Here is a 23971-nt window from a genome sequence, read left to right on the forward strand (position 1 = left end):
CCATATTGAACAGGTTGTGGACAACCTGACCCAGGTTGCCTCGTATTGCCTTTTGTTTTATACCGAACTACAGTCCTGCACGTGTCCTACATTGAACACCGCGGAGCTTGGGTCCGCGAGGCGACCGTCCGCGAGATCAACGCGCTCATCGCCACCAAGAAGATCAAGATCGCGGCTCTGAGCGAGGCGGCGGGCATCCCCCGCACAACGCTCCACAACCGGCTGCACGGCAAGGGCGACATCACCGTCGCCGAGCTGGTGCTGCTCGCGATCGCGCTCGATGTCCCCGCCGCCGACCTGATCGGGCCGGTGGCTTCACACCTGAAGGAGCACTCATGAGGAAGCTCAACCCGCAGCTGGTCCCTGTCGGGCTCGCCACCGCCGGCGCCGCCCTCTTCCTGCTGTCCAGTCCGGCCGCGATGGCCGACAGCGAGGACTGGTACTCCCGCACCAACCCGCTGATCGCCTGGGAGGACGGCGATGCACAGGCGCTCGCCTACGGCACGGCCTACACCAAGGACGGCTACCTGAAGAACCACACGTGGTACCGCGATCCGCGGCCCGGTGGTTCCGACGTCTACACCGAAACCGCCTACAACTACTACGACTATTCACCGTCCTTCGGGACCGTCAAGTGGTTGGGCCCGTGCTGCTCCGACCAGAGCTCACGTAGCGACAGTGGAAACTGGAGGGACCAGTACGACCACGACTACTACGCCGACAGGTCCAACGTCGAGCGTGGCCGCGTCTACTACAAGGTCTGCGAGGACCAACCGCACAGCCCCGACCCGTGCAGCGACAACCCGTTCATCACGTTCACGCTGTGACCGTCCTCATCTCGGGGGTGCGCTGCACCTACCACCGCGACGCCATTCCTGCTGTCAGCATCGACCAGCTCGAGCTGACGGCAGGGCCGGTCGGTCTGGTCGGGGTCAATGGCGCCGGCAAGTCCACCCTCCTCCGCACTCTCGCTGGTTGTCGTCAACCGCAAGAGGGATCGGTGTCGATCGACGGCGCCAGCCTTTACGGCCGGCGCCGGCGCGTGGTCGCACAGCGAGTGGGATACATGCCGCAGGAGATCCAGTTTCCCGGCGAGCTGTCGGTCACTCAGGTCGTCGACTACGCAGCCTGGTTGCGCGCCCTCAAGCCTCGGCACGCAGCCCAACGTCGAGCCGACGTCATTGTCGCTGTCGGTCTCGAGGACCGTGCCGACCAACGGGTGCGGGCACTTTCGGGCGGCATGCGACGACGCCTGGCGCTCGCGGTCGCTCTCCTCAGCGAGCCCGCAGTGCTCCTGCTCGACGAGCCCACGACCGGCCTCGATCCGGAGCAACGCGCCGGGGTGCGCGCCATCATCGGGGAGATCGCGGGCCGGTGCCTCACGATCATGAGCAGCCACGTCATGGAGGACGTCGCCAGCATCACGAGCAACGTGATCGTGCTTCATGGCGGCAGGGTCCTGCACCAGGGCGAGACCGACGCATTCGTGCGCGAGCGTGGCGGTCCGACCCAATCGGCTGAGGTCGCGTTCCTGACCACGATCGCGGGCGCCTGATGGCTCTTCGCGCAGAGTGGCTCGGCGACCGGCGAGCACGGTTGATCATGTTCGCAGCCCTGCTAGGGGTGGGCACCGCGTCGATCATGAGCCGCGGCACGCGCTGGCTGGGCTCCTGGAAGCTTGCGATCGACGAGGTCGGCGGGAGTGTCTTCCTGGTCGGACCGGTGGCGGCCGCGCTGACGTGTGCCGTCTACGTGCGGCTCCAGCAGGCCCAGGTCGATGAACTGCTGAGTCAAGCGGCCCGCCCCTGGCGCGGGTGGACCGCCCCAGCACTCGGCGTCTGGGCGCTGGCGAGCTGTGCCGTCGGCCTACTCGCGGTGGTGACCACGGTCGCCGCCCGAATCGCGGGCGCGACCGTCTACCCGCAGCTCTCCTGGGTGATGCTGCCCGCCCTGCTGGTCCTCGGCGCCGAGGTGGCGCTGGGCGCACTGGTCGGCACCCGGTCGCAGCGCTACTGGGTCGTGCCGTGGGTCGGCGTCGGCACGTTCCTGCTGTTCCTGCTGACGCGATTCCATGTGATCCCCGTCGTCTTCGACACGGGCCCGACGAGCGGGGAGCTCATCGGCGAGACCTTTGACCCCCCTTGGTTCGTCTATCAGTCGGTGGCCGCGATCGGCGTCGCGACAGCAGCGATCAGCGCCTCGCACACCCACCTCCTCCAGAGGTCGTCGGTCGCTTGGAAGGCGTTCCTCTGTCTGAGCGCGACGGCAGCGCTGATCACCCTCGCCTTCATCCGGCCACCCGTCGATCGCTACCGACCGGCGCCGACTGAGGCCGACGTCTGCTATCCCGAGCACCCCACGGTGTGCATGACCGAGGACGGGCACCGACCACTTCTCGACATCGTGGGCAAGATGGTGTCGCTCGCCCGGCCGCTGATCGAGGCCGGGGTCCGGCTACCGGAGCGGTTTGTGCCGATCGAGTCGACCAGCGCCGCAGATCCGCACACGGGCATCCTCTCGTTCCAGGACGACGACCAGCTCGCCAGATCCGTCGACGAAGAGATGGCAGCGGAGTCCCTCGCGACGCCCCGACTGTGTGCGGCCTACTCGAGCGACGACCCGCGTGTCCTACCCGAGGTCTACTTCTCCGTCTACAACACCCTCGTGCTGTGGCTGCTCGTCCAAGCAGGCGACAAGTCACCGCCGACGGATGGGTCGACCGCAACGTGGTGGGCCCTCGCCCCTGAGCAGCAGTACGCATGGGTGCGCACGACCTACGCCGCCCTCAGCGACTGCCGGCTCAACGATCTCGTGCGGCCGCAGGCGCCCGAGGCGCGCCTTCGGTGAGGGCACCACTCAGGACGTGGGGCGCGAGCCGGATCGGTCTTGCCGTCGTACTGACGGTGCTCTGGATCGAGACCACGGCGACCGACCAGATCACGATCCCGCCGTTCACGCACGACCTCAACGGGTGGTGCTTCGTGCCGACGCTGACGGCGATCGCCTTGGCCGAACCGCTGATCGACCGCTCACCGCAGCTCACCGAGCTCGGCGTCCGGTCGCCACTCTTGCTCGCCCTCGCCCGCCTGGCTCTGGTCTGGACGGGCGGGGCGGCGGTGGTCGGCTACTGCTGGTGGTCCGGCGACCTGGGCCGTTGGGCGGCGCCGTACGTCCTGTTGTTCCTGGCCTTCGCGACGGCGGTCGTCGCGGCGCTGTCGTCCTGGTACTGGCTGCCGCTCCTGCCCCTGGTGTTCGTCTGGCTGCAGGTGTCGGCGTCGGGATTTCCGGGCCCGGACTTCGCGATCCCGAGGTGGCAGGTCGCCACTGCGGTCGCCGCGGCGTGGCTGGCCTACGCGGTGAGCATCGCGGTGCGCGACGCGGCTCAGCGACGCCAGTAGCCGCGCAGCGGAGGCTCTTCGGTGGCGATGTCGGCCGGGTAGTCCGTCAGGATGCCGAGCCCGAAGGTCGGCAGGGCCGGCACCGCACGGATCACTTGCGGGTCGAACCCGCAGGCCACCTTCCCGACCCGCGCCAACCGGCCGGGGCCGCGGTGGTGCAGCGCGTCGAACGCGAGCTGGAAGAAGGGCTTCTCCGCGATGATCAGCAGGTGCTCGGCCAGGTCGAGCGGGCACAGGTCCTGCAGCAGGTAGTTGCGCGCCCCCGGTCCCACGATCGTCGACGCCTTCGGCTGCGGCGTCACGATCTCGTCGTACTGGGTGAAGAACGAGGTGTAGGACACCCCCTTCGGCAGCGGGTGCTTCGCCAGCTCGGTCAACAGGTTCGAGCCAGGGGTGAACTGCGAGAACGCCTCGGCGCACGGCAGGCTGCACAGCAGTGCACCCTGGTCGGTGCCGTAGGTGATCGCGCCGGCGTAGGAGATGAAGTCCTCGACCTTGCCAGCCAGGTCCGGCCACATCCGCAGCGCATAGCTCGGCAGGAACGCGCCTTGGCTGTGGCCGATGACCGCGATCTCCCGGCCAGACAGCCGGTAAGCCTGCCGGATCGCGAAGACGACGTACTCGACGTTGACCTGGAGGTCGCCCATCCCGCGGTCGGGGATGGTGATCGTGCAGTAGGGATGTCCCTGCTGGCGCAGCTTGTCGTAGTAGTTCCAGGCGAAGTTCTCGTCGGGCACTGCGCCGGTGCCGTGCACGAGAAGGACCGCACGTCGGTGCGACGTCCCGATGTTGTCGGTGCACGCGAAGGCAGCAGCGAGGGCGGCCCTGTCCGTCCGAAGCTTCGGTCCGGGCGCCGCCGCGCGGTCCTCAGTGGCGTCCGCACCAGAGCCACCGCTCAACAGAGCGAGGACGAGGGGGACGACGGCGAGCATGCGGAAGCGGCGGAGCATGTCGGCGACGATAATTCAAAGTCATGCGACTTGTAAATGAACGAGCCGATAAGGTCAGCGGTGTGAGCAGTGCCCCGCCGGAAGCCCCGAAGACCCGCCGCAGCCAGGCCGAGCGTCGCCAGACGACGCAGGCGCAGCTGATCGCGGCGACGATCGAGAGCCTCGTCGAAGACGGCTGGAGCGGTACGACGACCCGCTCCGTCGCGCAGCGCGCCGGGGTCAGCCAGGGGGCTCAGCAGCACTACTACCCGACCAAGAGGGCGCTGGTCGAAGCCGCTCTCGGCTCGATCCTGGAGGAGCAGGCCACTCTCGCCACCACGTGGGAGCTGCCGACGGAGGAGGCCGAGCGCATCGAGTTCCTCCTCGACCGGCTCTGGGACGTGCACTGCCTGCCGGTCAACCTCGCCGTCCAGGAGCTGCTCACCGTGGCCCGCACCGACCCCGACGCAGCGGAAGGCATCGGCCGCCTCCACGACGAGGCGGAGGGTGCCGCGATCGGGCTCGGCAAGCTCCTGCTCCCTGAGATCGCCGACCACCCCGAGTTCGACAACTGGGTGAAGGTCAGCGTCGCGACGATGCGCGGCATCGTCGGCGTCGCGGCCGTCATCGACCCGAAGGACAGCGACGTCTGGCCGCACGCGCGGGCGGTCCTGCTACGCGGTCGCCCGCGCTAGAGCAGCACAGCTGGCGGTCAGGCCAGCTCGACCAGCAGGTCGCCCTCCTGGACGACGTCGCCCGCGGCGACCTTGATCTGCTGCACAACCCCGCCGACCTCGACGATCACCGGGATCTCCATCTTCATCGACTCCAGCAGGAGCACCGTGTCGCCGGCTGCGACGGTGTCGCCGACCGCAACGTCGACCTGCAAGACGTTGGCCACCATCTCGGCTCTGATCTCTGAAGACCGACTGCGCATGACGGTGACGCTACGGGTTACTTCCCGGTACCGCGGCATCGCGTCGGGAGGATCACACCCCGAACATCAGGGGAGCTTCAGAGGAGCGCCGCCGTACGCCGTGGCTCCGGGCGCGAGGCGGCGGCCTGCTCGGCCACCCGGCTACGACGCCCCCCGTTGCCGGTCAGGGCGAGGTCGAGGCGGATCACGACGAAGGCCAGCACCAGGCCCACGAGCAGCCCGTAGACCGCCGACAGCACGACCTCACTGAGATCGACGGCAGGGTTGCCGAGCGACGTGGCGACGGGAGAGGTGGCCGCGACTCCGAACGCGCAGACCCACCAGCCCTGGCGGCGCCGGGCCCGCATGTGGGCGCCATAGGCGAGGGCCGGCACGCCCAGCACGGCGACGATCGGCCGGGGGAACGCGCCGAGGTGATCGCGGCTCCAGTCGACCCGCTCGAGCAGCCAGTCGACCAGCCCGGTCGATCCGTAGCGGCGCAGCAGCTCGGCGTAGAGGAGCGTCGCGAGCAGGATCCCGGCGCCGATCGCGACGACGAGCACCCCGCGGCGCCCGAGGCCGTGCAGTCCCGCGCCGAGGCGGAAGACGAGGATCTCGGCGCTGATGAGGGCCAGCCCGAGCCCGAGGTATTCGAACCGGGTCACGTCGATCGCCGGCTCGAAGCCGACGGCGGCCATCGCACCGACGCCGGCGATGCCCATGCCGTAGACGCACTCCCGCACCGCGGCGGCGAAGGTCTTCGCGGGCACGGTCCCCATGACGCCGAGGACGGCTGCGACGACCGTGGTCAGCACCGCAGCACCGGTGGAGACGAGGTCCTGGTCGAGCCAGGCGGCCAACAGGCCCATCGCGACGGCCAACGACCCGAAGATCACCGGCCGCCCACCCGTCCGGGCGGCGAGCGCCCACGCGAAGGCGCCGCCCACGACGATCGACCCGGTGATCCCGAACCAGTCGGGCCCGGTCGGCACCATCGCGCACACGAGCAGCGCCGTGCTCAGGAGGACCAGGCCCACCCAGCCGACCAGCGGCCAGCGCGACGCTGCAAAACCCTCGACGCGCTGCTGCATCGAGGAGACCGCGGCGAGCGCAGGCCCCGCGTTGACGCGGGTGGGGCGAGCCGCGCGAGTGGCGTGACGGGACACGACCGGCAACCCTACAAGCGGCGGTTGGCCAGGGACGGGTTGGTACGGCGCGCCGCGTCGAGCGTCTCCCGCTCGATCTCGACCGCCAGCTCGGTCGGGTCGTCGCCGGCCTCGACCAGGACGTCACCCAGCGGGTCGACCACCATCGAGTGACCGGTGTAGCGCGGACCTGGCTGCCCGACGGCCGCGACGAAGACGGTGTTCTCGATGGCGCGGGCCGTCACGAGCGTGCGCCAGTGGTGCACCTTCCGCTCCCCCGCGACCCAGGCCGCCGGCACCACGATGAGCTCGGCGCCGGCGTCGACCAGGCGGCGGGCCAGTTCGGGGAAACGCAGGTCGTAACAGGTCATCAGCCCGACCCGCCACCCGGCGACGTCGACGACGGTGGGTTGGATCGGGCCGGCGGTGAGGCGGTCGGACTCGCGATAGCCGAACGAGTCGTAGAGGTGGACCTTGCGGTAGGACGCCTCCGCACTCCCCCGCAGGACCAGGGTGTTGAAAGGCCGCTCCGGGTCGTCGCTGCGCTCGAACATCCCGGCCACGACGGCACCGCCCCGGTCGTCAGCGACCCGAGCGACCTCGGCGGCGAACGGCCCGTCGAGCTCCTCCGCGTAGCCACTGACGTCCGACCCGGCGTCCCCGAAGTCGCGGGCGAACGCCTCGGGGAAGATCACCAGGTCGTGGCCGGTCGGCGCCAGCCGGTCGAGCGCAGCCCGGTTGTCGGCGGGCTCGAGCCCCGACGCCGCTTGGACCAGCGCCAGGCGCAGGCGGACCGCTGGGTCGGCGACGTTGCTCACATCCCCAGTGTCCCCGACGGGACGCGCCGTCGACACCCATCCGGGGTTTGCGACACTCGAAGGGTGATCGAGCCAGGACTGACCAGCTTCGCCGCGATCATCCTCGCCGGAGGCCAGGCGACCCGACTCGGCGGCGCCGACAAGGCCTCGATCGAGATGCGCGGCCGCACCCTCCTCGAGCACACCCTCGACGCCGTCATCGACGCGAGCGAGGTGGTCGTCGTCGGCCAGAGCGTCCCTACCGACCGGCCCGTGACCTTCGTCGTCGAGGACCCGCAGTACGGCGGACCGGTGGCGGGTCTGCTGACCGGGCGCGACGTGTTGCTGCGCCAGTTCCCCACGCTCGCCGTACTCGCCGTGGACATGCCGTTCCTGACGGCATCGACCCTGCGCCGGATGCAGGACGCCGCCGTCGGCCACGACGGCGCCGTGCTCGCCGACCCGGAGGGTCGCCGCCAGTTGGCCTTCATCGTCGCGAGCGACGCGCTGGACCGGGTGCGGCCCGATCGGGAGTCGGCGCACGGTCACGCGCTCTGGCCGATGCTCGACCAGCTCGACCTCGTCGTCGTCGAGGCGCTGGCTCGCGAGCACCGCGACATCGACACGTGGACCGACCTGCGCGATCTCGCCGACGACTGATCACCACAACGCCCCCAAATCAAGTCTTGTCAGAGCGGCATCGAAAAGTCACTCTGGACAGGTGAACCTCCACGACTGGATCGATGAGCTGTGCGACCTCCTCGATGTTGAGAGCGAGGCCGACGAGGCCTTGCTGGGGGACCTCGCCGAGGTGGCGCACGACAACGTGCACCCGACGGCCGGGCCAGTGACGGCTTTCCTGCTCGGTGTCGCTGCCGGCGCCCGCGAAGCCGGGCCCGACGCGGTCGAGCGGATGGCGGCCAAGGTGCAGGCATTGGCCGAGTCCTGGGACCGCCCCGCCGGCGACACCGGTGAGGTCGCCGACACCGAAGCGGACCTCGAGGTCGACGAAGACCTGCGTCACCTCGACGAGATCGACGAGGTCGAGGAAGCCGACGACCTCGAGGAGGCCGACGCGGAGGAAGACCTCCTCGTCTGACTCCCAGGGGTGAACCGGGCAGGATGGAGCCATGCGCGCCGTCACCACGACCGAGCCCGGTGGACCTGAGGTCCTGATCGTCAGCGAGCTGCCTGATCCCGAGCCGGGTCCGGGCGAGGTCGTGATCGACGTGGCCGCGACTGCGGTCAACCGGGCCGACCTGCTGCAGCGGATGGGGTTCTACCCGCCGCCGCCCGGCGCTTCCGACGTGATCGGTCTCGAGTGCAGCGGCACCATCGCCGCGGTCGGCGACGGCGTCACCGGCCTCGAGGTGGGTGCGGAGGTATGCGCGCTGCTCGCCGGTGGCGGCTACGCGAGCAAGGTCGCCGTACCTGCCGGTCAGGTCATGCCGTTGCCCGCCGGTGTCGACCTCGTGTCGGCGGCGGCGCTGCCCGAGGTGGCGTGCACCGTCTGGTCCAACGTCTTCATGATCGCCCGCCTGCAGCCGCGCGACGTGTTCCTCGTCCACGGCGGAGGCGGAGGCATCGGCACCTTCGCCATCCAGCTCGCCGCCGCGGCGGGCGCTCGGGTGTTCACCACCGCCGGCACCGCCGAGAAGGTCGAGCTGTGCCGCTCGCTCGGCGCCGAGCTGGCGATCAATTACCGCGACGAGGACTTCGTCGAGGTCGTCCGCTCCCACACCGACGGCCACGGCGCCGACGTCGTGCTCGACAACATGGGCGCGAAGTACCTCGACCGCAACGTCGACGTCCTTGCCGACGAGGGTCGCCTCGTCATCATCGGCATGCAGGGCGGCGCGAAGGCCGAGCTCAACATCGCCACCCTCCTCGGCAAGCGCGGCGCCGTCATCGCCACCGCCCTCCGCTCCCGGCCCGCCGACGGCAAGGCGGCGATCTGCGCGTCGGTCGTCGAGCACGTGTGGCCGCTCGTGGCTGACGGCAAGGTGAAGCCGATCGTCCACACCGTCCTGCCCCTCGCCGATGCCAGCGAGGCGCACCGGATAGTCGAGGGCAGCCGCCACGCCGGCAAGGTCTTGCTCACTCCCTGACTAGGCTGGCCCGCATGAGCGAGTCACCCGACGCCCAGGAGCAGCAGATCGTCGTGATCGGCCCCGACGGCCAACCGGTCGCGTCCGTCCCGGCGAGCGCCGTTGCCGACGCCGCTGCCGAGGCCGACGAGGAGAGCGCGAGCGGGCTGACCGACCTCGTCGAGCAGCCGGCGAAGGTGATGCGGATCGGCAGCATGATCCGGCAGCTCCTCGAGGAGGTGAAGGCCGCGCCTCTCGACGACGCGAGCCGTCAGCGTCTCCGCGACATCCACGAGGCATCGATCAAGGAGCTCGAGGCCGGCCTGGCTCCCGAACTGGTCGAGGAGCTCGAGCGGCTCTCGCTCCCCTTCAGCAACGACAGCACGCCGTCCGACGCGGAGCTGCGAATCGCCCAAGCCCAGCTGGTCGGCTGGCTCGAAGGCCTCTTCCACGGCATCCAGACGGCGATCTACGCCCAGCAGATGGCCGCCCGCGCGCAGTTCGAGCAGATCCGGCGCGCGCTCCCGCAGGGCATGCACCCCGAGGGCGGGCCCGGCATGGCGCCGGGTGGCGATCAGGCGGGCGACCCGGCGGGCGACGAGGGCCGCAGCCCCGGCGGTCTGTACCTCTAGCCCCCGCTGGTTGAGGTGCGAGGCGCGCTAGCGCCGAGCCTCGAAACCAAGGCCTCGTCAGGCCCGGCGCGAGCCGACCCGCGACAGCAGCATCAGACCGAGGACGCCGATGAGCGTCACCGCGGCGCCCGGGGCAGCCAACCGGCTCCACTCCGGGATCGAACGCGTGCCGTCGGACGGGGCGCTGAGCTCGACCTCGGGCATCACACCGCCGGAGGCGTCACCGAGCGCGTCCTCGAGCGCGCTCTGCTGCTGGGCGCTGAGCCCACCGCGCAGCGGCATCGTGCCGGAGCACGGCTCGGCGTCGTAGTGGTCCATGCCCGCCTCGGTCGTGACGAAGAAGAGGTAGGTCGCACCGATCTCGAGCTTGCCGAGTCCATCGGTGGCCAGCGGGGTGGTGAAGACCGGCACCTGGTCGCCGGGCTGAAGCTCGGTGCGGAAGGAAGCGGTGACCTGGACCGCGTGCTCCCAGTCGCTCGGCTGCCGCGGCTTGTCCTCCTGGCCAGCCCGACCGGCGCCGCCGCCGATCGCGGTCACCGCCTTGGCCGAACGCACCTTGCCGGCGAAGACGTCACTCACCGCGTCGGCCTTCTCGACGACCGCGGTTGTGTTGGCGAGGTCGAGGTCCTCGCAGTCGATCGCTGCGGCAGCGGGCGCCGCGGTGGCAGCTCCGGGCACCAGCGAGCACCCGAGCGCGACCAACAACCCCGCGACCAGCCCGGCCATCAGCTGGGCGAAGGTCGTCCGGATCGCGATCACCCCACCAGCGTAGGACGTGGGGGCCATCATCCGAACCAAAGGTCCAGCTCGGTCGCAGCACCGTCCTCGTCGACCGGGGCGGCCACCGCATCCGCGGCGTCCTGCACCTCCGGGACCGCCTGGCCCATCGCCACGCCCCGTCCGGCCCACGTGATCATCTCGATGTCGTTGCGACCGTCGCCGATCGCCAGTACGTCGTCGGGGCCGATGCCGAGCCGCTCAGCGACGTAAGCCAGGCCCGACGCCTTCGACACCCCGACCGGGGCGAGGTCGAGCCATGCGGTCCAGCCGACGACGTAGTCGGTGCCGTGGAGGCCGAGCTGGGCGGCCATCGCGACGAAGTCGTCGGCGGTCGCCTGCGGGTCGCGGATGATCACGCGGCTGACCGGCGCGGACACGAGGTCGTCGAGGTGGGTCACGATCAGCTCACCGCCGAGCTCGCCCTCGGGGAAGGGCGCCGAGACGCGGTAGCCGACGCCGCGCTCCTCGATCGCGACGAGCGCGTCGGGATGACGCTCCAACACGGCGTGGACCGCCGGCGCAGCGTCGAACGTCTCCTCGTGCACGATCTCCATCGGAGGGTGGCGCACGATGACCGAGCCGTTGGAGGCGACGATCCAGAGCCGGCCGTCGGGGTCGAGCGGGTCACGCAGACCGAGCTGGTCGGCGATCGCCGTCATGCCGTGGGGCGCCCGGCCCGAGGCCAGTACGACGTGGCACCCGGCCGCCAGGACCCGCTGCACCGCGTCACGGACCCGGTCGGGGACCACCTCGTGCGTGGTGCCCTGACCGACCACCCACTTGAGCAGGGTGCCGTCGATGTCGAGCGCGACCAGCTGGGGCTGCCACCCCTCGGGTTTCGAGGCTCGCTGCGCTCGCACCTCAACCATCGGTCTGCTCAGACCGGCTTGATCAGCTCGAGGCCACCGAGGTAGGGCTGGAGCGCCGTGGGCACCCGCACCGACCCGTCTGCCTGTTGGTGGGTCTCGAGGATCGCGACGATGGTCCGCGTGATCGCGGTCAGCGTGCCGTTGAGCGTCGCGACCGGACGCACCCTGCTGTCGGGGCCTTCGGCGCGGCTGCGGATGTCGAGGCGGCGGGCCTGGAACTCGGTGCAGTTGGAGGTCGAGGTGAGCTCGCGGTACTTCCCCTGGGTCGGGATCCACGCCTCGCAGTCGAACTTGCGGATCGCCGACAGCCCGAGGTCACCGGCCGCCACGTCGATCACGCGGTAGGCGAGCTCGAGCTTGTCGAGGAACTCCTTCTCCCAGCCGAGGAGGCGCTCGTGCTCGGCGAAGGACTCCTCGAGCGTCGTGCAGACGAACATCTCGACCTTGTCGAACCAGTGCACCCGGATGATGCCCTTGGTGTCCTTGCCGTGCGAGCCGGCCTCCTTGCGGAAGCACGGGCTGAAGGCCGCGTAGCGCTTGGGCAGCGACGCCTCGTCAAGGATCTCGTCAGAGTGGTAGGCCGCCATCGGCACTTCCGAGGTGCCGACGAGGTAGAGGTCCTCGCCCTCGATCCGGTAGACGTCGTCGGCCGCCTGCCCGAGGAAGCCGGTGCCCTCCATGGCACGGGGGCGCACCAACGAGGGAGCGATGACCTGGGTGAAACCGGCGGCGCGCGCCTGGTCCATCGCCATGTTGACCAGTGCCAGCTCGAGCTGGGCGCCGATGCCGGTGAGGAAGTAGAAGCGGCTGCCGCTGACCTTGGCCCCTCGCTCGAGGTCGATCGCCCCGAGGAGCTGGCCGAGCTCGATGTGGTCGCGAGGCTCGAAGCCCTCCGCGGCGAAGTCGCGGGGCGTGCCGACGTGCTCGATGACGACGAAGTCGTCCTCGCCGCCAGGCGGGGTCTCCTCGGCCGCGAGGTTGGGGATCGACTTGAGGACCTCGGTCCACTCGTCCTCCGCGGTCGCGCGCGCGGCCTCCGCGTCCTTGACCTCGGCGGCCAGTGTCTTGGTCTGCGCGAGGAGCTGCTGCTTCTCCTCCGGCGAGGCCTTCGGGATCAGCGCACCGAGCGACTTCTGCTCGGCCCGCTTCGCCTCGAAGGTCGCGATGGCGGCCCGGCGAGCGGTGTCGGCGGCGAGTCCACGATCAACCACGTCGGCGGACAGCCCGCGCTTGGCCTGGGCGGCACGGACGCGGTCGGGCTCGTCGCGGAGGATGCGCGGGTCGATCATGCCCCGAGGCTATCGGGACGCCCCGACGAGCCGACAATCCAATTGCCGCCTAGAAGGGAGCTATCGGCTCCGGGGACGGGAAGATCTCGTCCAGCTCAGCCAGATCCGCCAGAGTCGGCACCCAGGTGGCGGCCGCGGCGTTGGACACGACCTGCTCGGGCCGGGTCGCTCCGGCGATCACGCTCGCGACCGGGGACTGGGCCAACAACCATCCGATCGCCACGGTGACCTCGCTGACCCCGCGGCCCGCCGCGAACTCCCGGTAGCGCTTGAGCTGGGGCGACATCGCGGTCTCGAGCAGGTGCTGACGCGTGCGCGAGAGTCGGCTGCCCGCGGGGGCGGTGCCGTCGGCGTACTTGCCGGTCAGCAGGCCGTTGGCCAGCGGGAAGTAGGGGAGCAGTCCCAGTCCGTAGGCGTTGCAGGCCGGCACCACCTCGAGCTCGGCCCGACGGTCGATGAGGTTGTACTGGCTCTGGCTGCTGATGAACCGCTCGCAGCCGAGCTCGCGGGCGACGAATTCGGCCTCGGCGATCTGCCAGCCCGCGCGGTTGGAGTGGCCGACGTAGCGGACCTTGCCGGCCCGCACGAGGTCGTCGAGCGCACTCAGGGTCTCGTCGATCGGGGTGCCGACGTCGGGCGTGTGGAACTGGTAGAGGTCGATCCAGTCCGTGCCGAGCCGCCGCAACGACGCCTCCACCGAGGCCACGATGTAGCGGCGCCCGCCGCGGACGCCGTCGTCAGGTCCGTTGGCCCCGCTGGCGTCCATGCCGAACTTGGTGGCCACGATGACCTGGTCACGCTGACTGCCCAGCGCGGCCCCGAGTCGTTCCTCGGCGAGACCCGGGCGCGCGCCGTAGGTGTCGGCGACGTCGAAGAAGGTGATCCCCGCGTCGATCGCCGCTGCGACCACCCGGTCCGCGCCCTCCTGCGACTCCGACGCCGTGCCCGAACGTCCCAGGTTGTTGCACCCCAGGCCCACCGCGGAGACAGCGAGGCCGGACTGGCCCAACCGACGGAGGGGAAGGCGCAGGGGCGGGTGCGGATCCGTGGTCACGGATACAACGGTAATAGCCCGAACGGATAACCTGCCGCAGTGCTGGACCGCCCTCGTCAGACCCCGCTCTCCCTCGCCGTCGTGTGCCTCCTGCTCTTCACAGGGCTGGCGTTCGCGGTGTCCCAGGACTGGGCCTGGCTGGTGGACTTCGACGGCACCGGCCGCCGGTTCCAGGAGTGGGCTGACGACAAGCAGCCGCTGACCGACGTCCTTCGCGGAGTCGAGAAGGCCTTCGGCCTGGTCGGCACCAGCGTGCTCGCGCTCACCCTCGCCGCGGTCATGTGGGTCAAGACGCACCGCCGGGCAGCGGTGCTCACGGTGGCGGTCATGGCCGCGACCATCGCGTCGACGTACGGCGTGAAGTGGCTGGTCGCTCGCGAGCGGCCGATGTGGCAGGACGAGCTGTGGCAGCTCGACAACGGCGCCTACCCCTCGGGCCACGCCTCCTTCATGAGCGCCCTGGCCGGCATGACCCTCGTGCTCGCCTTCATGCTGGTGCGCCGCGCCACCATCCGCCGCCTCGTGGCCGTCGGGGTGGTGCTCCTCGTGCTGGTCGTCTGCGCCGACCGGATCCTCCTCGGACGGCACTACTGGACCGACCTGATCGGCGGGATCCTGCTCGGCGTCGGCCTCGTGCTCCTAGGCGTCGCGCTCTACAGCCCCCTCCCCCGCAGCATCGCCCTCAAGGCGATCCCCCTCCCGCAGGCGGCCGGCTCGACCAACGACCTCGCGGTCGTGCTCAACCCGATCAAGGTCGAGGACGTCGAGCAGTTCCAGGCGATCGTCAACCAGATGGCGCAGGACTCGGGGTGGAAGGAGCCGCGGTGGTACTTCACCACCGTCGAGGACTCCGGCACCGGCCAGGCCGAGCAGGCCTCCGTCGACGGCGCCGACCTGGTCATCGTCTGCGGCGGTGACGGCACGGTGCGCGAGGTGTGCGCCGAGCTCGCCGGCACCGGCATCCCGGTCGGCATCGTCCCGGCCGGCACCGGCAACCTGCTGGCGCGCAACCTCGACCTCCCGCTCTTCATCCGGGCCGCGATCGACATCGCGCTCAACGGCCAGGACCGTGCGATCGACATGGTGAAGGTGACCGGCGACGAGCTGGAGGACTCCCACTTCCTCGTCATGGCCGGCATGGGCTTCGACGCCGCGATCATGGAAGGCGTCAACGAGGAGATCAAGAAGAAGGTCGGCTGGATCGCCTACGTGCTCTCCGCCCTCAAGGCGCTGATGTTCCCGACGATGCGCCTCGAGGTGTCGATCGACGGCGGCGAGTTCACCAAGCACCGCGCCCGCACCTGCGTCGTCGGCAACGTCGGCAGCCTGCAGGGCGGCATGGTCCTGATCCCCGATGCTGCGATCGACGACGGCCAGCTCGACGTCGTACTCCTCTATCCGCGGCGGTTCCTCAGCTGGATCCCGCTGTTCGTGCGGGTCCTGAGCCGGCGCGAGGAGAAGGCCGGCGAGTCGGTCGCCCGGTTCACTGGCCGCAGCGTCGTCGTCCGCGCCTCGCAGGAGGTGCCGCGCCAGCTCGACGGCGACCTGATCGCGCCGGGCCGCGAGCTGCACATGGAGTGCATCCACGGCCGCCTGCTGGTCCGCGTGCCGCGGTAGCCGCTACGGCCGCGCGTGGGAGATCGCCTCGGTCTCCTCGGGCGACAGGTCCTGGTCGCTGCGCCACGCTGAGACGCTCTTGGCGTAGGTCCGGGCCTCGTTGCGTCCGCGGATCGAGGTGAGCACGACGCCGTCGCCGCCGTCGTCGAGCAGCGCCAGCGACCACGACAGCCGTCCGCCCATCTCCTCGAACGCGTCGTAGCGCACCACCGCGAGGTGGCGCAGCGCCCCGGCCGCCTCCTTGCGCAGCGCGGCGACCTCCTTGCGGAGGCCGAGTACGTCGGCCGGCAGGTCCCGATCGGCCGTCGGCCGGATCCGCAGCCAGATCACCAGGGCCAGGGCGAAGGCGGCAAGGGCGAGGAGGAAGGCGACCCAGGCGAGCATGACCCGCATCGTAGGTCCCACTACCCTGCTGCAATGGCTCGCATCGCCTACCAGGGGGAACCTGGCGCGAACTCCCACAACGTGTGCAAGCAGCACTACCCGGACTGGGAGGCTGTGCCCTGCGCATCGTTCGAGGACGTCTTCGCGGCCGTGACCGGTGGTGACGCCGACCTGGCGATGATCCCGATCGACAACTCGATCGCCGGGCGGGTGTCCGACATCCACCACTTCCTGCCCGAGTCCGACCTGCACATCGTGGCCGAGCACTTCATGCGCATCGAGTTCTCACTGATGGCCGTGCCCGGCGCCTCGGTCGACACGATCCGCACGGTCCACAGCCACGTGCACGCGCTGGGTCAGTGCCGCAAGGTGATCCGCGAGCTCGGCCTCACCCCCCTCATCTCCGGCGACACCGCGGGAGCCGCCCGTGAGGTGGCCGAGGCCGCCGACCCGAGCCAGGCCGCGATCGCCCCGCCGCTCGCCGCCGAGATCTACGGTCTCGAGATCCTCCGCAACGACGTCGAGGACGAGGACCACAACACCACGCGCTTCGTCGTACTCTCCCGCGACTTCGTCGCCGCCCCGCGCGACAACGGTCCGATCGTGACCAGCTTCGTCTTCAACGTGCGCAACCTGCCCGCCGCGCTCTACAAGGCGCTCGGCGGCTTCGCCACCAACAACATCAACATGACCAAGCTCGAGAGCTACATGGTCGGCGGGGAGTTCGCCGCGACCCAGTTCCTCGCCGAGGTCGACGGCCACCCCGACGACGCCGACCTCAAGCGGGCGCTGGAGGAGCTGGCCTTCTTCACCACCGACATCAAGATCCTGGGCGTCTACCCCGCGGATCCCTTCCGGGGCTGATCGGAGGGAGTTTCGTGAACCTGGTTCACGGAATCCGCTCCACGCCTCATCCACAGGCGCACTCACCTGGCTTGGTGATCCGGTCTGCCTGGCACAGAGTTGCCCGGCATGCCCGAGATCGAGCGCGTGCTCCAGCTCCAAGACGGTGTCATCGCCCGGCACCAGGCCATCGAGGCCGGGCTGACCGAGGTCGAGGTGGCCCGCCTCCTACGGCGACGTGCGTGGGTGGCGGTCCACCGCGGGGTCTACGTCAACCACACCGGCAGCCTGACGTGGCGCCAATCGGCTTGGGCGGCCGTCCTCGCCTGCTGGCCGGCGGCGCTCGACGGCTGGTCGGCGATCCGCGCCCACGAGGGCCCGGGGCGACAGCGCCCCGGCAACTCGGACGTGATCGAGGTGATGGTGGCGCACGGACGCCACCCGACTCCTCGGGCAGGAGTACGCGTTCGGCAGAGCCGCCGGTTCGACGACCAGGTGCTCTGGAACCTCTCCCCGCCCCGCATGCACTACGACGACACGGTCCTCGACCTGGCCGACCGCGCCCGACGCGAACTCGACGCGATCGCCGTACTGGCCGACGCCTGCGGCGGGAGACGTACGACGGCGGCCCGCCTTCGCTCGCGGATGGACCTGATCCCGCGACTCCACCGGCGAAGGTGGCTGGAGCAGGTCCTCGAGGATGTCGCGCAGGGGACGTGCTCTGTGCTCGAGCACCGCTACCTCACCCACGTGGAGCGGGCACACGGCCTGCCCCGCGGGGATCGCCAGGATCCCGCCCCCGCGGCCGCTCGACGCGGCCTTCGGGACGTGGTCTACCGGGGTCCCGGCTGGACCCAGGTCGTCGAGCTGGACGGGCGGCTCAACCATGACAGCACGGCCGCGCGCGACCGGGATCTCGAGCGCGACCTCGACGCAGCGCTCGAGCGCGAGCACTCGATCCGGGTCGGACACGGCCAGGTCTTCGAGCGCGCATGCTGGACGGGTCTCAAGCTCGTCGAGCTGCTGATGATGCGTGGTTGGCGCGGACGGTTCCAGCTGTGTGCTGACTGCCCGCCCGGGCTTCGGGCCCGTGTGGAGGGAGTTGCGTGAACCAGGTTCACTCAACTCCCTCCACTCCCGTCGGGCAGACTGGCCACACCAGCGAACTCCAAGATTGTCTGACAATCCGTTAGGGTGCCCGCCATGACCGACAACGCGCAGACCCCCGGCGCACAGACCCCCGGTGTCGACAGCGAGGTCGGGCGCCTGCGCACGGTGATGCTGCACCGGCCGGGCACCGAGCTGCAGCGGCTGACGCCGCGCAACAACGACCGACTGCTCTTCGACGGCGTGCCGTGGGTGGCCCGGGCACAGGAGGAGCACGATGCCTTCGCCGACGCGCTCCGCGGCCGCGGTGTCGAGGTGCTCTACCTGACCGAACTGCTGACCGAGACCCTCGCTGACGCCGACGCCCGCCACATCGCGATCGAGACGGCGCTGACCGACCTCGACCTCGGCGAGACCCTCCGGGTCTACCTGCGCGGCTTCCTCGGCGACGCCACGCCCGAGGAGCTGACGGTCTACCTGACCTCGGGCATCCGCAACGACGAGGTGCGCGGCGGCTTCGGCCTTGTCACGAGCCTGCTGGCGTTCGACGACTTCCTCGTCGACCCGCTCCCCAACCTGCTGTTCACGCGCGACTCGTCGGTCTGGGTGCGCGACCGCGTCGCCATCACCTCGCTCGCGATGCCCGCGCGCAAGCGCGAGACCCAGCTGACCGAGCTGATCTACGGGCGCCATCCGCGCTTCGCGGCCAGCCCGCGGATCCTGGGCCACCACTTCGAGCACGTGGAGGGTGGCGACGTACTGCTGCTGTCGCCGGGGGTCATCGCCGTCGGTGTCGGCGAACGTACGACGCCCGCCGGTGCCGAGCGCTTCGCCCGCCAGGTCTTCGAGACCGGGCTCGCGGAGACGGTGCTCGCCGTACCGATCGCGCAGGAGCGCGCCACGATGCACCTCGACACCGTCTGCACGATGGTCGACGTCGACAAGGTCGTCATGTATCCCAACGTCGCGCACTCGCTGACCGCGTGGTCCGTGACGCGGCGACCCGACACCGATCCCGGCGAGCTCGAGCTCGACGTCGCCCCGCCCGAGCCCTTCCTCGTCGCAGCAGCGAAGGCAATGCAGCTCGACACGCTGCACCAGATCGACACCGGCCTCGACCCGGTCGAGGCCGAGCGCGAGCAGTGGGACGACGGCAACAACACACTCGCCCTGGCCCCGCGACTCGCCGTCGCCTACGAGCGCAACGACGGCACCAACAGCCGTCTCGAGGCCGCCGGCATCGAGGTCATCCGCATCGCCGGATCCGAGCTGGGGTCCGGTCGCGGGGGTCCGCGCTGCATGAGCTGCCCGATCGCGCGCGACCCGCTCGCGGACTAGTTGCTCATCTCGTGGCACGCAACTCATGTCCCTGACGCCGCGTTGCGGATAAAGTCCAACCAGCGCGGGTTGCCGCGCTCATGGGGAGACCGCACCGAAAGGGTCAGCATGGCAACGTTCTTCGAGCACTTCACTCCGAAAGAGGTCGCAAAGATCAGCGGCCTGGGGCGGCGCGTGCACCTTCCTGAGGGCTGGTCCCCGATCTGGAAGGACACCCCGGCCGACAAGGCCTACATCATCCTCGACGGCACGGTCTCGGTGCGCCGCGACGGCGAGGAGATCGCCCAGCTCGGCGCCGGCGACATCGTCGGCGAGGCCGCGATCATGGGGCACTCGCTGCGCACCGCGACGATCGTCGCGCTGACGCCGCTCGACACCATCCACCTCACCGACGAGACGCTGATCCAGCTCGACAAGGAGATGCCGAGCTTCCACCAGGCTCTCGTCGAGGTCGCCCAGTCCCGCGTCAACCCCTGATAGCTGCGTGAGCTCACCCGAGACGCCGGTCGACCCCGCAGGGGCGACCGGCTCGGGTGACCTCGCGGACCTCGAGGAGCGTCTGCTCCTCGAGCGGCCTGCGCTGACGCAGGCCGAGGTGGCCGAGCAGGCAGGTCTGCCGCTCGAGGTCGCCCAGAAGATCCGTCGCCTGCTCGGCTTCGCCCAGGCCGATCCCGACGAACGCGCCTTCACCACCGGTGACGTCCGCGCCTACGGGATGACCCGCGACCTCATCGACCTCGGTGTGTTGTCCGAGGAACGTCAGGAAGCGCTGATCCGCACCTGGGGTCGCAGCTTCGCCCGGCTCGCCGAGTGGCAGGTCGGCCTCCTGGCCGACATCGCCACCGAGGCCGGGATCACCGAGCCCGACGACCTGCTCGACCTCGCCGACCAGGTGATCCCCAAGGTCGAGGCGCTGCAGAGCTTCGTGTGGCGCCGCCACCTCGTCAACGCGTCCGCGCGGCTGCTGGCCGACGTCGGTGCCGAGGCGGGCGGCAGCGAGCTGGCGGTCTGCTTCGTCGACATCGTCGGCTACACGTCGCGGTCGCGCACGCTGTCGGACCGCGAGCTGGTGGCGTGGCTCGAGGCGTTCGAGACCGCCTCCCTCGACATCGTGGTCGAGCACAACGGCCGCATCATCAAGAACATCGGCGACGAGCTCCTCATCGTGGCCGACAGCGCGGCCGACGCCGCGGCGATCGCCGTCGAGCTCACCCGACGCGGCGCCGATCCCGACGACCCGTTCCCCGATGTGCGGGCCGGGGTCGCCCACGGCGAGGTCGTCACTCGCCTCGGCGACGTGTTCGGCCCGGTGGTCAACATCGCCGCGCGGCTGACCAGCATCGCGCGCCCGGGCACGGTGCTCGTCGACCAAGGGATGTACGCCGCCCTCACCGGTCTCAGCGGAGACGACGAGGACAGCTCGCCCCGCTCGGACGACTCCCCCTACCGCTTCCGGCGGCTGCGCCGGGTGTCGGTCAAGGGCTACTCACGGCTGAAGGCCTGGGCCCTCTCACCTGCGTAGTCGCCGGTATCTGATTCATCCGATACCGGATCAGCGGATGGTGACCTGACGGTTGGCCAGCCCGGCGCGCGCGGAGCGCTCCTCGGTGGTGAGGTCGGTGTCGTCGGCGAGCGCCGCGTCGAGCTTGGTGCGCAGGGCGGCCGCGCCGTCCTCGACCCCCTCGACCCCGGTGCCGACCGGGACCTCCCAGACCGGGACGACCACGCCGTGGGCGCGGAACATGCCGATCAGACGGGCGTCGTCGATGACCTTGTCCTCACCCGCGACGTGGAGGCGGGCGAACGCGTCGAGCAGGTCGTCCTCCTGCTCCGGGAGCACCCAGCGGAGGAACTCCTTGTCGCCGAGGTGGGTCCAATAGGCCGCCGGCACCGACGCCAGGCGCGCGGTCGGCGCCGTGGCGCCGTGGGCCTCCTCGAGCGCCGCGGCGAGCTCGGGCGAGTCCTCCATGTCGGCGACCCAGAAGTCGAAGCCCTCGTGCATCTCGATCGTCAGCGGACCGTCGGCGACGAGGTCCTGCAGGCGCGGGCCGTTGCCCGGTGCCTCGGTCAGGCCGACCATCGGGGTGCCCGGCTCGGCGTCGAGCGCCGCGAGCAGCACCGCCGCGAGGTCGCGCGACGGGTCGCCGAAGGCGTGCTGCACCTGGAGGCCCAGCCAGACCTCGCCGCTCTCCCGCACCATGGCCGGCGCAGCCATCGGGAGCAGGGTGCAGACGCGGACGGCGCGGTCGGCGTACTCACCCGTGAGGGGAAGCACTGCCGACGCTGCGGGCACGAGCTCGCGCAGCGCGACCAGGTCGCACTCGGAGGCCATGCCCTCGAAGGGACGCTTCACGAAGACGTCGCCGCCACCGGGCGCGCCGTGGCACGCCTTGTAGCGCTTGCCGGAGCCGCACGGGCAGGGCTGGCGGGGGCCGACCTCGCCGGAATCGGTGCTTTCGGTGGCGCGTCCCTTGGAGCGGTTCTTCTTGGCCATGCCCGGAACCTATCCGGCGGCCTCTTCGCGCTGGTCGAGCAGGTCGAGGATGAAGGCGGGACGGTCGGTGATCACGGCCCTCACACCGAGCTTGAGACATAGATCAAGGTCGGCCTCGTTGTTGACCGTCCACACGTGGATCTGCCGGTCCTGGCGCGCCATGCTCTCGATCACCTTGGGGTGGTCGCGGAGCATCGCGATGCCGGGACCCATGATCGTGTCGGGGCCGACGACGCGCCGCAGCATCGGCCAGTGGGTCGGCTTCTCGACGAGCTGCACCAGCTGCACGTCGGGTGCCAGCCGCTCGACCCGCTGCAGCGCGGTGAAGGAGAAGCTCATCACCCGGACCGGAGCGCCGGCGGTGTGCCAGCCGAACTCACGCAGCATCTCGACCAGCCGCTTCTCGACGAGCCCGCCGAAGCGGGTCGGGTGCTTGGTCTCGATCGCGACCTCGACCCGGCGGTCGTAGTCGGCGACGGTCTCGAGGAGCTTGCGCAGGGTGAGCACGCGGTCCAGCGCCTCGTCCCGGTCGGGCGCCTCGTCGTCGAGGTCGGCCCAGGGGTTCTTCCAGGCGGCGAAGTCGAGCTCGTTGAGCTCGGCGAGGTCCATCGTGGAGACCAGGCCGCGGATGCTCGCCGTACGACGCAGGTCGCGGTCGTGCACGCAGACCAGGTGTCCGTCGGCAGTCAGCCGGACGTCGCACTCGAGTGCCTCGGCTCCGGCGTCGAGCGCCTCGAGGTAGGCCCCGAGGGTGTGCTCGGCGATCTCGTGACTCGCGCCGCGGTGGGCGACGACCTGTGGCCGCATGCGTGCATGATGCACCAGGTCAGGGAATGGTCAGGGTCGATCCCCGATGTCCGGACGCGCGCGTCGCGCCACTCTGGATGCATGAGCAACTCCGAGACCTACCCGGCGCCACCGCCGCCGTCCGCCCCGCAGGCGCACACCCTGCTCGCTCGCAGCCGGCAGGACCGCGTGGTCTCGGGCGTCTGCGGCGGGTTCGCCGACTACACCGGCTGGGACGCCAACCTGATCCGGATCTTCCTGGTCGCGGCGACCGTGCTGGGCTTCGGTTCGCCGCTCATCGTCTACCTCGCCGCCTGGATCCTGATGCCGGTGAACGACTGGCAGTGAGCGACCGCTGTAGGGTCGCGCGGGTGGCTGACGGCGTGTCGATGGAGCTGGTGATCCGGCTCCGCGGAGCCGGTTGCGTCTTCGCCGAGGACGAAGCGGCACTGCTCGCAGCGGCCGCCTCCGGCGCCGCACTCGAGGACCTCGTGCGACGTCGCATCGCCGGTGAGCCGCTCGAGCACCTGCTCGGCTGGGCCGACTTCGACGGCGTACGCGTCGCGCTCGACCCGGGCGTGTTCATCCCGCGCCAGCGGACGGCGTTCCTCGTCGAGCTGGCCTCCTCGTGGGTCCCGGCCGGCGGTGTCGTCGTCGACCTGTGCTGCGGGTCGGGCGCGCTCGGGCTGGCGCTCGCGAGGCGCCACCCCGGCATCACGCTGCACGCGGCCGACATCGACCCGGTCGCCGTGGCGTGCGCGCAGCGCAACCTCGCCGGCCTCGGCACTGCTCAGGTGGGCGACCTCGACGCCGCCCTCCCCGCGGACCTCCGCGGCCGGGTCGACGTACTCGTTGCCAACGTCCCCTACGTCCCCACCGACGCCATCGCGACCATGCCCGCGGAGTCGCGCGACCACGAGCCGCGCGGCACGGTCGACGGCGGTGCCGATGGCCTCGACGTCGTACGACGACTGGCAGCCCGGGCCCCGCACTGGCTCGTGCCGAGCGGCCGGGTGCTCGTGGAGACGAGCGAGGGTCAGGCCGACGTGGCGGCCGCGGCGTTCGCGGAGGCCGGGCTCGCGCCCGAGGTGCACCACGACGAGGAGCGCGGCGCGACGGTGGTCAGCGGGTGGCGAACGCCAGCCACGAGCCGATGACGAGGCTGCCGACCGCGACCTCGACGCGGCGCGACCACCGGGCGGGGTAGACCCGGCCCTCGAAGTAATGCGCGATGAAGCCCCGCTCGTGGAGGCGCGGACGTCCGGCTCCGGTCCGGCCCCAGTCCTCCAGGCGCGACAGCGGGCACACGGCGTCGGTCGCAGCCATCCGGCTGCCCCACATCGCCGCTCCGACGTGCGGCAGGAGCACCCACGGGACCAGGCAGGCGAGAAAACCGCCGAGCACCGTGAAGGCGACGAACACCAGGTGCGTGACCAGCGCCCCCAACGCCACGACTCGATGCATGATCTCTGAAGTCTAGGTCGGCGTAGCCGATAGGAAGAATGC

Annotated in this window: 30 protein-coding genes; 18 read left to right on the forward strand and 12 right to left on the reverse strand. The window is 70.5% G+C overall.

What is annotated here, in order from left to right; translation table 11 throughout:
- Nucleotides 1-81: 81 nt before the first annotated feature.
- Genes F0U44_RS06635 through F0U44_RS06650 form a run of 5 tightly spaced genes read left to right on the forward strand, consistent with a single transcriptional unit; the run spans nucleotide 82 to nucleotide 3398 of the window.
- Nucleotides 82-339 (forward strand): helix-turn-helix domain-containing protein, encoded by a 258-nt coding sequence (locus F0U44_RS06635; protein ID WP_188113351.1) that lies wholly within the window; start codon nucleotides 82-84, stop codon nucleotides 337-339.
- Complete coding sequence (locus F0U44_RS22945) at nucleotides 336-827, forward strand: hypothetical protein (RefSeq protein WP_188113352.1); 492 nt, start codon at nucleotides 336-338, stop codon at nucleotides 825-827. The genes F0U44_RS06635 and F0U44_RS22945 overlap by 4 nt, the downstream gene beginning before the upstream one ends.
- Nucleotides 824-1555, forward strand: coding sequence for an ABC transporter ATP-binding protein (locus F0U44_RS06640; RefSeq protein ID WP_188113353.1), 732 nt, complete (start codon nucleotides 824-826; stop codon nucleotides 1553-1555). The genes F0U44_RS22945 and F0U44_RS06640 overlap by 4 nt, the downstream gene beginning before the upstream one ends.
- Nucleotides 1555-2847 (forward strand): DUF7224 domain-containing protein, encoded by a 1293-nt coding sequence (locus tag F0U44_RS06645; RefSeq protein ID WP_149727397.1) that lies wholly within the window; start codon nucleotides 1555-1557, stop codon nucleotides 2845-2847. The genes F0U44_RS06640 and F0U44_RS06645 overlap by 1 nt, the downstream gene beginning before the upstream one ends.
- Complete coding sequence (locus F0U44_RS06650; protein WP_149727398.1) at nucleotides 2844-3398, forward strand: hypothetical protein; 555 nt, start codon at nucleotides 2844-2846, stop codon at nucleotides 3396-3398. Before F0U44_RS06645 ends, F0U44_RS06650 begins: the two co-directional genes overlap by 4 nt.
- Here F0U44_RS06650 and F0U44_RS06655 read toward each other — a convergent pair.
- Nucleotides 3383-4348, reverse strand: coding sequence for an esterase/lipase family protein (locus tag F0U44_RS06655; protein WP_149727399.1), 966 nt, complete (start codon nucleotides 4346-4348; stop codon nucleotides 3383-3385). The genes F0U44_RS06650 and F0U44_RS06655 overlap by 16 nt on opposite strands.
- Before the next feature lie 62 nt (nucleotides 4349-4410).
- Here F0U44_RS06655 and F0U44_RS06660 point away from each other — a divergent pair, with 62 nt between their 5' ends.
- Complete coding sequence (locus F0U44_RS06660; protein ID WP_188113354.1) at nucleotides 4411-5022, forward strand: TetR/AcrR family transcriptional regulator; 612 nt, start codon at nucleotides 4411-4413, stop codon at nucleotides 5020-5022.
- Between the two features lie 17 nt (nucleotides 5023-5039).
- Here the strand turns inward: F0U44_RS06660 and F0U44_RS06665 are convergent, their stop codons facing one another.
- From F0U44_RS06665 to F0U44_RS06675, 3 genes are all read right to left on the reverse strand, one after another.
- Nucleotides 5040-5264, reverse strand: a complete 225-nt coding sequence (locus tag F0U44_RS06665) for a biotin/lipoyl-binding carrier protein (protein WP_149727401.1) — start codon at nucleotides 5262-5264, stop codon at nucleotides 5040-5042.
- 77 nt (nucleotides 5265-5341) lie between these two features.
- On the reverse strand, nucleotides 5342-6409 hold the full coding sequence (locus tag F0U44_RS06670; protein ID WP_188113355.1) for a hypothetical protein: 1068 nt from the start codon (nucleotides 6407-6409) through the stop codon (nucleotides 5342-5344).
- A gap of 11 nt (nucleotides 6410-6420) precedes the next feature.
- Nucleotides 6421-7206: a carbon-nitrogen hydrolase family protein gene (locus tag F0U44_RS06675; protein ID WP_246160328.1), complete on the reverse strand. Its 786-nt coding sequence runs from the start codon at nucleotides 7204-7206 to the stop codon at nucleotides 6421-6423.
- A gap of 63 nt (nucleotides 7207-7269) precedes the next feature.
- Between F0U44_RS06675 and mobA the strand changes: the two genes are divergently transcribed.
- From mobA to F0U44_RS06695, 4 genes are all read left to right on the forward strand, one after another.
- Nucleotides 7270-7845 (forward strand): molybdenum cofactor guanylyltransferase, encoded by a 576-nt coding sequence (gene mobA, locus F0U44_RS06680; RefSeq protein WP_246160329.1) that lies wholly within the window; start codon nucleotides 7270-7272, stop codon nucleotides 7843-7845.
- Between the two features lie 61 nt (nucleotides 7846-7906).
- Nucleotides 7907-8284, forward strand: a complete 378-nt coding sequence (locus F0U44_RS06685; RefSeq protein ID WP_149727402.1) for a DUF6457 domain-containing protein — start codon at nucleotides 7907-7909, stop codon at nucleotides 8282-8284.
- A gap of 31 nt (nucleotides 8285-8315) precedes the next feature.
- On the forward strand, nucleotides 8316-9293 hold the full coding sequence (locus F0U44_RS06690) for an NAD(P)H-quinone oxidoreductase (RefSeq protein WP_149727403.1): 978 nt from the start codon (nucleotides 8316-8318) through the stop codon (nucleotides 9291-9293).
- Between the two features lie 14 nt (nucleotides 9294-9307).
- Nucleotides 9308-9904: a bacterial proteasome activator family protein gene (locus F0U44_RS06695; protein WP_149727404.1), complete on the forward strand. Its 597-nt coding sequence runs from the start codon at nucleotides 9308-9310 to the stop codon at nucleotides 9902-9904.
- A gap of 57 nt (nucleotides 9905-9961) precedes the next feature.
- Here F0U44_RS06695 and F0U44_RS06700 read toward each other — a convergent pair whose 3' ends face one another.
- The 4 genes from F0U44_RS06700 to F0U44_RS06715 are packed head-to-tail and all read right to left on the reverse strand — an operon-like array spanning nucleotide 9962 to nucleotide 13896.
- Nucleotides 9962-10663: a hypothetical protein gene (locus tag F0U44_RS06700; protein WP_149727405.1), complete on the reverse strand. Its 702-nt coding sequence runs from the start codon at nucleotides 10661-10663 to the stop codon at nucleotides 9962-9964.
- Between the two features lie 26 nt (nucleotides 10664-10689).
- Nucleotides 10690-11553, reverse strand: coding sequence for an HAD family hydrolase (locus F0U44_RS06705; RefSeq protein WP_149727406.1), 864 nt, complete (start codon nucleotides 11551-11553; stop codon nucleotides 10690-10692).
- Between the two features lie 8 nt (nucleotides 11554-11561).
- Nucleotides 11562-12842 (reverse strand): serine--tRNA ligase, encoded by a 1281-nt coding sequence (serS, locus tag F0U44_RS06710; protein ID WP_149727407.1) that lies wholly within the window; start codon nucleotides 12840-12842, stop codon nucleotides 11562-11564.
- A gap of 49 nt (nucleotides 12843-12891) precedes the next feature.
- A complete protein-coding gene (locus tag F0U44_RS06715) occupies nucleotides 12892-13896 on the reverse strand; it encodes an aldo/keto reductase (RefSeq protein ID WP_246160330.1) in 1005 nt (334 codons plus the stop codon).
- 39 nt (nucleotides 13897-13935) lie between these two features.
- Between F0U44_RS06715 and F0U44_RS06720 the strand changes: the two genes are divergently transcribed.
- Nucleotides 13936-15513 carry a bifunctional phosphatase PAP2/diacylglycerol kinase family protein gene (locus F0U44_RS06720; protein ID WP_149727408.1) on the forward strand — a complete coding sequence of 526 codons (1578 nt, stop codon included), beginning with the start codon at nucleotides 13936-13938 and terminating at the stop codon, nucleotides 15511-15513.
- 3 nt (nucleotides 15514-15516) lie between these two features.
- Here F0U44_RS06720 and F0U44_RS06725 read toward each other — a convergent pair whose 3' ends face one another.
- Nucleotides 15517-15897: a DUF4446 family protein gene (locus F0U44_RS06725; protein WP_149727409.1), complete on the reverse strand. Its 381-nt coding sequence runs from the start codon at nucleotides 15895-15897 to the stop codon at nucleotides 15517-15519.
- A gap of 33 nt (nucleotides 15898-15930) precedes the next feature.
- On the opposite strand from F0U44_RS06725, the gene F0U44_RS06730 reads away from it, so the two are divergent.
- The 5 genes from F0U44_RS06730 to F0U44_RS06750 all read left to right on the forward strand — a co-directional run bounded on the left by F0U44_RS06730 (nucleotide 15931) and on the right by F0U44_RS06750 (nucleotide 20707).
- Complete coding sequence (locus tag F0U44_RS06730; RefSeq protein ID WP_149727410.1) at nucleotides 15931-16761, forward strand: prephenate dehydratase; 831 nt, start codon at nucleotides 15931-15933, stop codon at nucleotides 16759-16761.
- Between the two features lie 108 nt (nucleotides 16762-16869).
- Complete coding sequence (locus F0U44_RS06735) at nucleotides 16870-17850, forward strand: hypothetical protein (RefSeq protein ID WP_188113356.1); 981 nt, start codon at nucleotides 16870-16872, stop codon at nucleotides 17848-17850.
- A 93-nt stretch (nucleotides 17851-17943) separates the two neighbouring features.
- Complete coding sequence (locus tag F0U44_RS06740) at nucleotides 17944-19185, forward strand: arginine deiminase (protein ID WP_149727411.1); 1242 nt, start codon at nucleotides 17944-17946, stop codon at nucleotides 19183-19185.
- 108 nt (nucleotides 19186-19293) lie between these two features.
- Nucleotides 19294-19662 carry a Crp/Fnr family transcriptional regulator gene (locus F0U44_RS06745; RefSeq protein WP_149727412.1) on the forward strand — a complete coding sequence of 123 codons (369 nt, stop codon included), beginning with the start codon at nucleotides 19294-19296 and terminating at the stop codon, nucleotides 19660-19662.
- A gap of 7 nt (nucleotides 19663-19669) precedes the next feature.
- Nucleotides 19670-20707 (forward strand): adenylate/guanylate cyclase domain-containing protein, encoded by a 1038-nt coding sequence (locus tag F0U44_RS06750; protein WP_149727413.1) that lies wholly within the window; start codon nucleotides 19670-19672, stop codon nucleotides 20705-20707.
- A 30-nt stretch (nucleotides 20708-20737) separates the two neighbouring features.
- On the opposite strand, the gene F0U44_RS06755 is transcribed toward F0U44_RS06750, so the two are convergent.
- Together F0U44_RS06755 and F0U44_RS06760 are read right to left on the reverse strand one after the other, a co-directional pair.
- Nucleotides 20738-21679, reverse strand: coding sequence for a DUF5926 family protein (locus F0U44_RS06755; protein WP_149727414.1), 942 nt, complete (start codon nucleotides 21677-21679; stop codon nucleotides 20738-20740).
- 9 nt (nucleotides 21680-21688) lie between these two features.
- Nucleotides 21689-22486: a glycerophosphodiester phosphodiesterase family protein gene (locus tag F0U44_RS06760; RefSeq protein ID WP_188113357.1), complete on the reverse strand. Its 798-nt coding sequence runs from the start codon at nucleotides 22484-22486 to the stop codon at nucleotides 21689-21691.
- Nucleotides 22487-22567: 81 nt separating this feature from the next.
- Between F0U44_RS06760 and F0U44_RS06765 the strand changes: the two genes are divergently transcribed.
- Complete coding sequence (locus tag F0U44_RS06765) at nucleotides 22568-22813, forward strand: PspC domain-containing protein (RefSeq protein ID WP_149727416.1); 246 nt, start codon at nucleotides 22568-22570, stop codon at nucleotides 22811-22813.
- 23 nt (nucleotides 22814-22836) lie between these two features.
- The gene (locus F0U44_RS06770) at nucleotides 22837-23622 is read left to right on the forward strand and encodes a putative protein N(5)-glutamine methyltransferase (protein ID WP_246160331.1); all 786 of its coding nucleotides are present in this window, start codon (nucleotides 22837-22839) and stop codon (nucleotides 23620-23622) included.
- On the opposite strand, the gene F0U44_RS06775 is transcribed toward F0U44_RS06770, so the two are convergent.
- Entirely contained in the window at nucleotides 23588-23929 is a 342-nt protein-coding gene (locus F0U44_RS06775; RefSeq protein ID WP_149727417.1) for a DUF2784 domain-containing protein, read from the reverse strand. The two genes, F0U44_RS06770 and F0U44_RS06775, sit on opposite strands and share 35 nt — an antisense overlap.
- Nucleotides 23930-23971 lie beyond the last annotated feature (42 nt).

This window comes from Nocardioides humilatus (assembly GCF_008373755.1).
Classification (GTDB): Bacteria; Actinomycetota; Actinomycetes; order Propionibacteriales; family Nocardioidaceae; genus Nocardioides; species Nocardioides humilatus.

Excerpts from the sequence above, each read along its gene's own strand:
- F0U44_RS22945 (WP_188113352.1), top strand. The coding sequence starts at position 336 with ATGAGGAAGCTCAACCCGCAGCTGGTCCCTGTCGGGCTCGCCACCGCC.
- F0U44_RS06645 (WP_149727397.1), top strand. The coding sequence starts at position 1,555 with ATGGCTCTTCGCGCAGAGTGGCTCGGCGACCGGCGAGCACGGTTGATC.
- F0U44_RS06655 (WP_149727399.1), bottom strand. The coding sequence starts at position 4,348 with ATGCTCCGCCGCTTCCGCATGCTCGCCGTCGTCCCCCTCGTCCTCGCT.
- F0U44_RS06665 (WP_149727401.1), bottom strand. The coding sequence starts at position 5,264 with ATGCGCAGTCGGTCTTCAGAGATCAGAGCCGAGATGGTGGCCAACGTC.
- F0U44_RS06690 (WP_149727403.1), top strand. The coding sequence starts at position 8,316 with ATGCGCGCCGTCACCACGACCGAGCCCGGTGGACCTGAGGTCCTGATC.
- F0U44_RS06695 (WP_149727404.1), top strand. The coding sequence starts at position 9,308 with ATGAGCGAGTCACCCGACGCCCAGGAGCAGCAGATCGTCGTGATCGGC.
- F0U44_RS06705 (WP_149727406.1), bottom strand. The coding sequence starts at position 11,553 with ATGGTTGAGGTGCGAGCGCAGCGAGCCTCGAAACCCGAGGGGTGGCAG.
- serS (WP_149727407.1), bottom strand. The coding sequence starts at position 12,842 with ATGATCGACCCGCGCATCCTCCGCGACGAGCCCGACCGCGTCCGTGCC.
- F0U44_RS06725 (WP_149727409.1), bottom strand. The coding sequence starts at position 15,897 with ATGCTCGCCTGGGTCGCCTTCCTCCTCGCCCTTGCCGCCTTCGCCCTG.
- F0U44_RS06730 (WP_149727410.1), top strand. The coding sequence starts at position 15,931 with ATGGCTCGCATCGCCTACCAGGGGGAACCTGGCGCGAACTCCCACAAC.
- F0U44_RS06735 (WP_188113356.1), top strand. The coding sequence starts at position 16,870 with ATGCCCGAGATCGAGCGCGTGCTCCAGCTCCAAGACGGTGTCATCGCC.
- F0U44_RS06740 (WP_149727411.1), top strand. The coding sequence starts at position 17,944 with ATGACCGACAACGCGCAGACCCCCGGCGCACAGACCCCCGGTGTCGAC.
- F0U44_RS06745 (WP_149727412.1), top strand. The coding sequence starts at position 19,294 with ATGGCAACGTTCTTCGAGCACTTCACTCCGAAAGAGGTCGCAAAGATC.
- F0U44_RS06755 (WP_149727414.1), bottom strand. The coding sequence starts at position 21,679 with ATGGCCAAGAAGAACCGCTCCAAGGGACGCGCCACCGAAAGCACCGAT.
- F0U44_RS06760 (WP_188113357.1), bottom strand. The coding sequence starts at position 22,486 with ATGCGGCCACAGGTCGTCGCCCACCGCGGCGCGAGTCACGAGATCGCC.
- F0U44_RS06765 (WP_149727416.1), top strand. The coding sequence starts at position 22,568 with ATGAGCAACTCCGAGACCTACCCGGCGCCACCGCCGCCGTCCGCCCCG.
- F0U44_RS06775 (WP_149727417.1), bottom strand. The coding sequence starts at position 23,929 with ATGCATCGAGTCGTGGCGTTGGGGGCGCTGGTCACGCACCTGGTGTTC.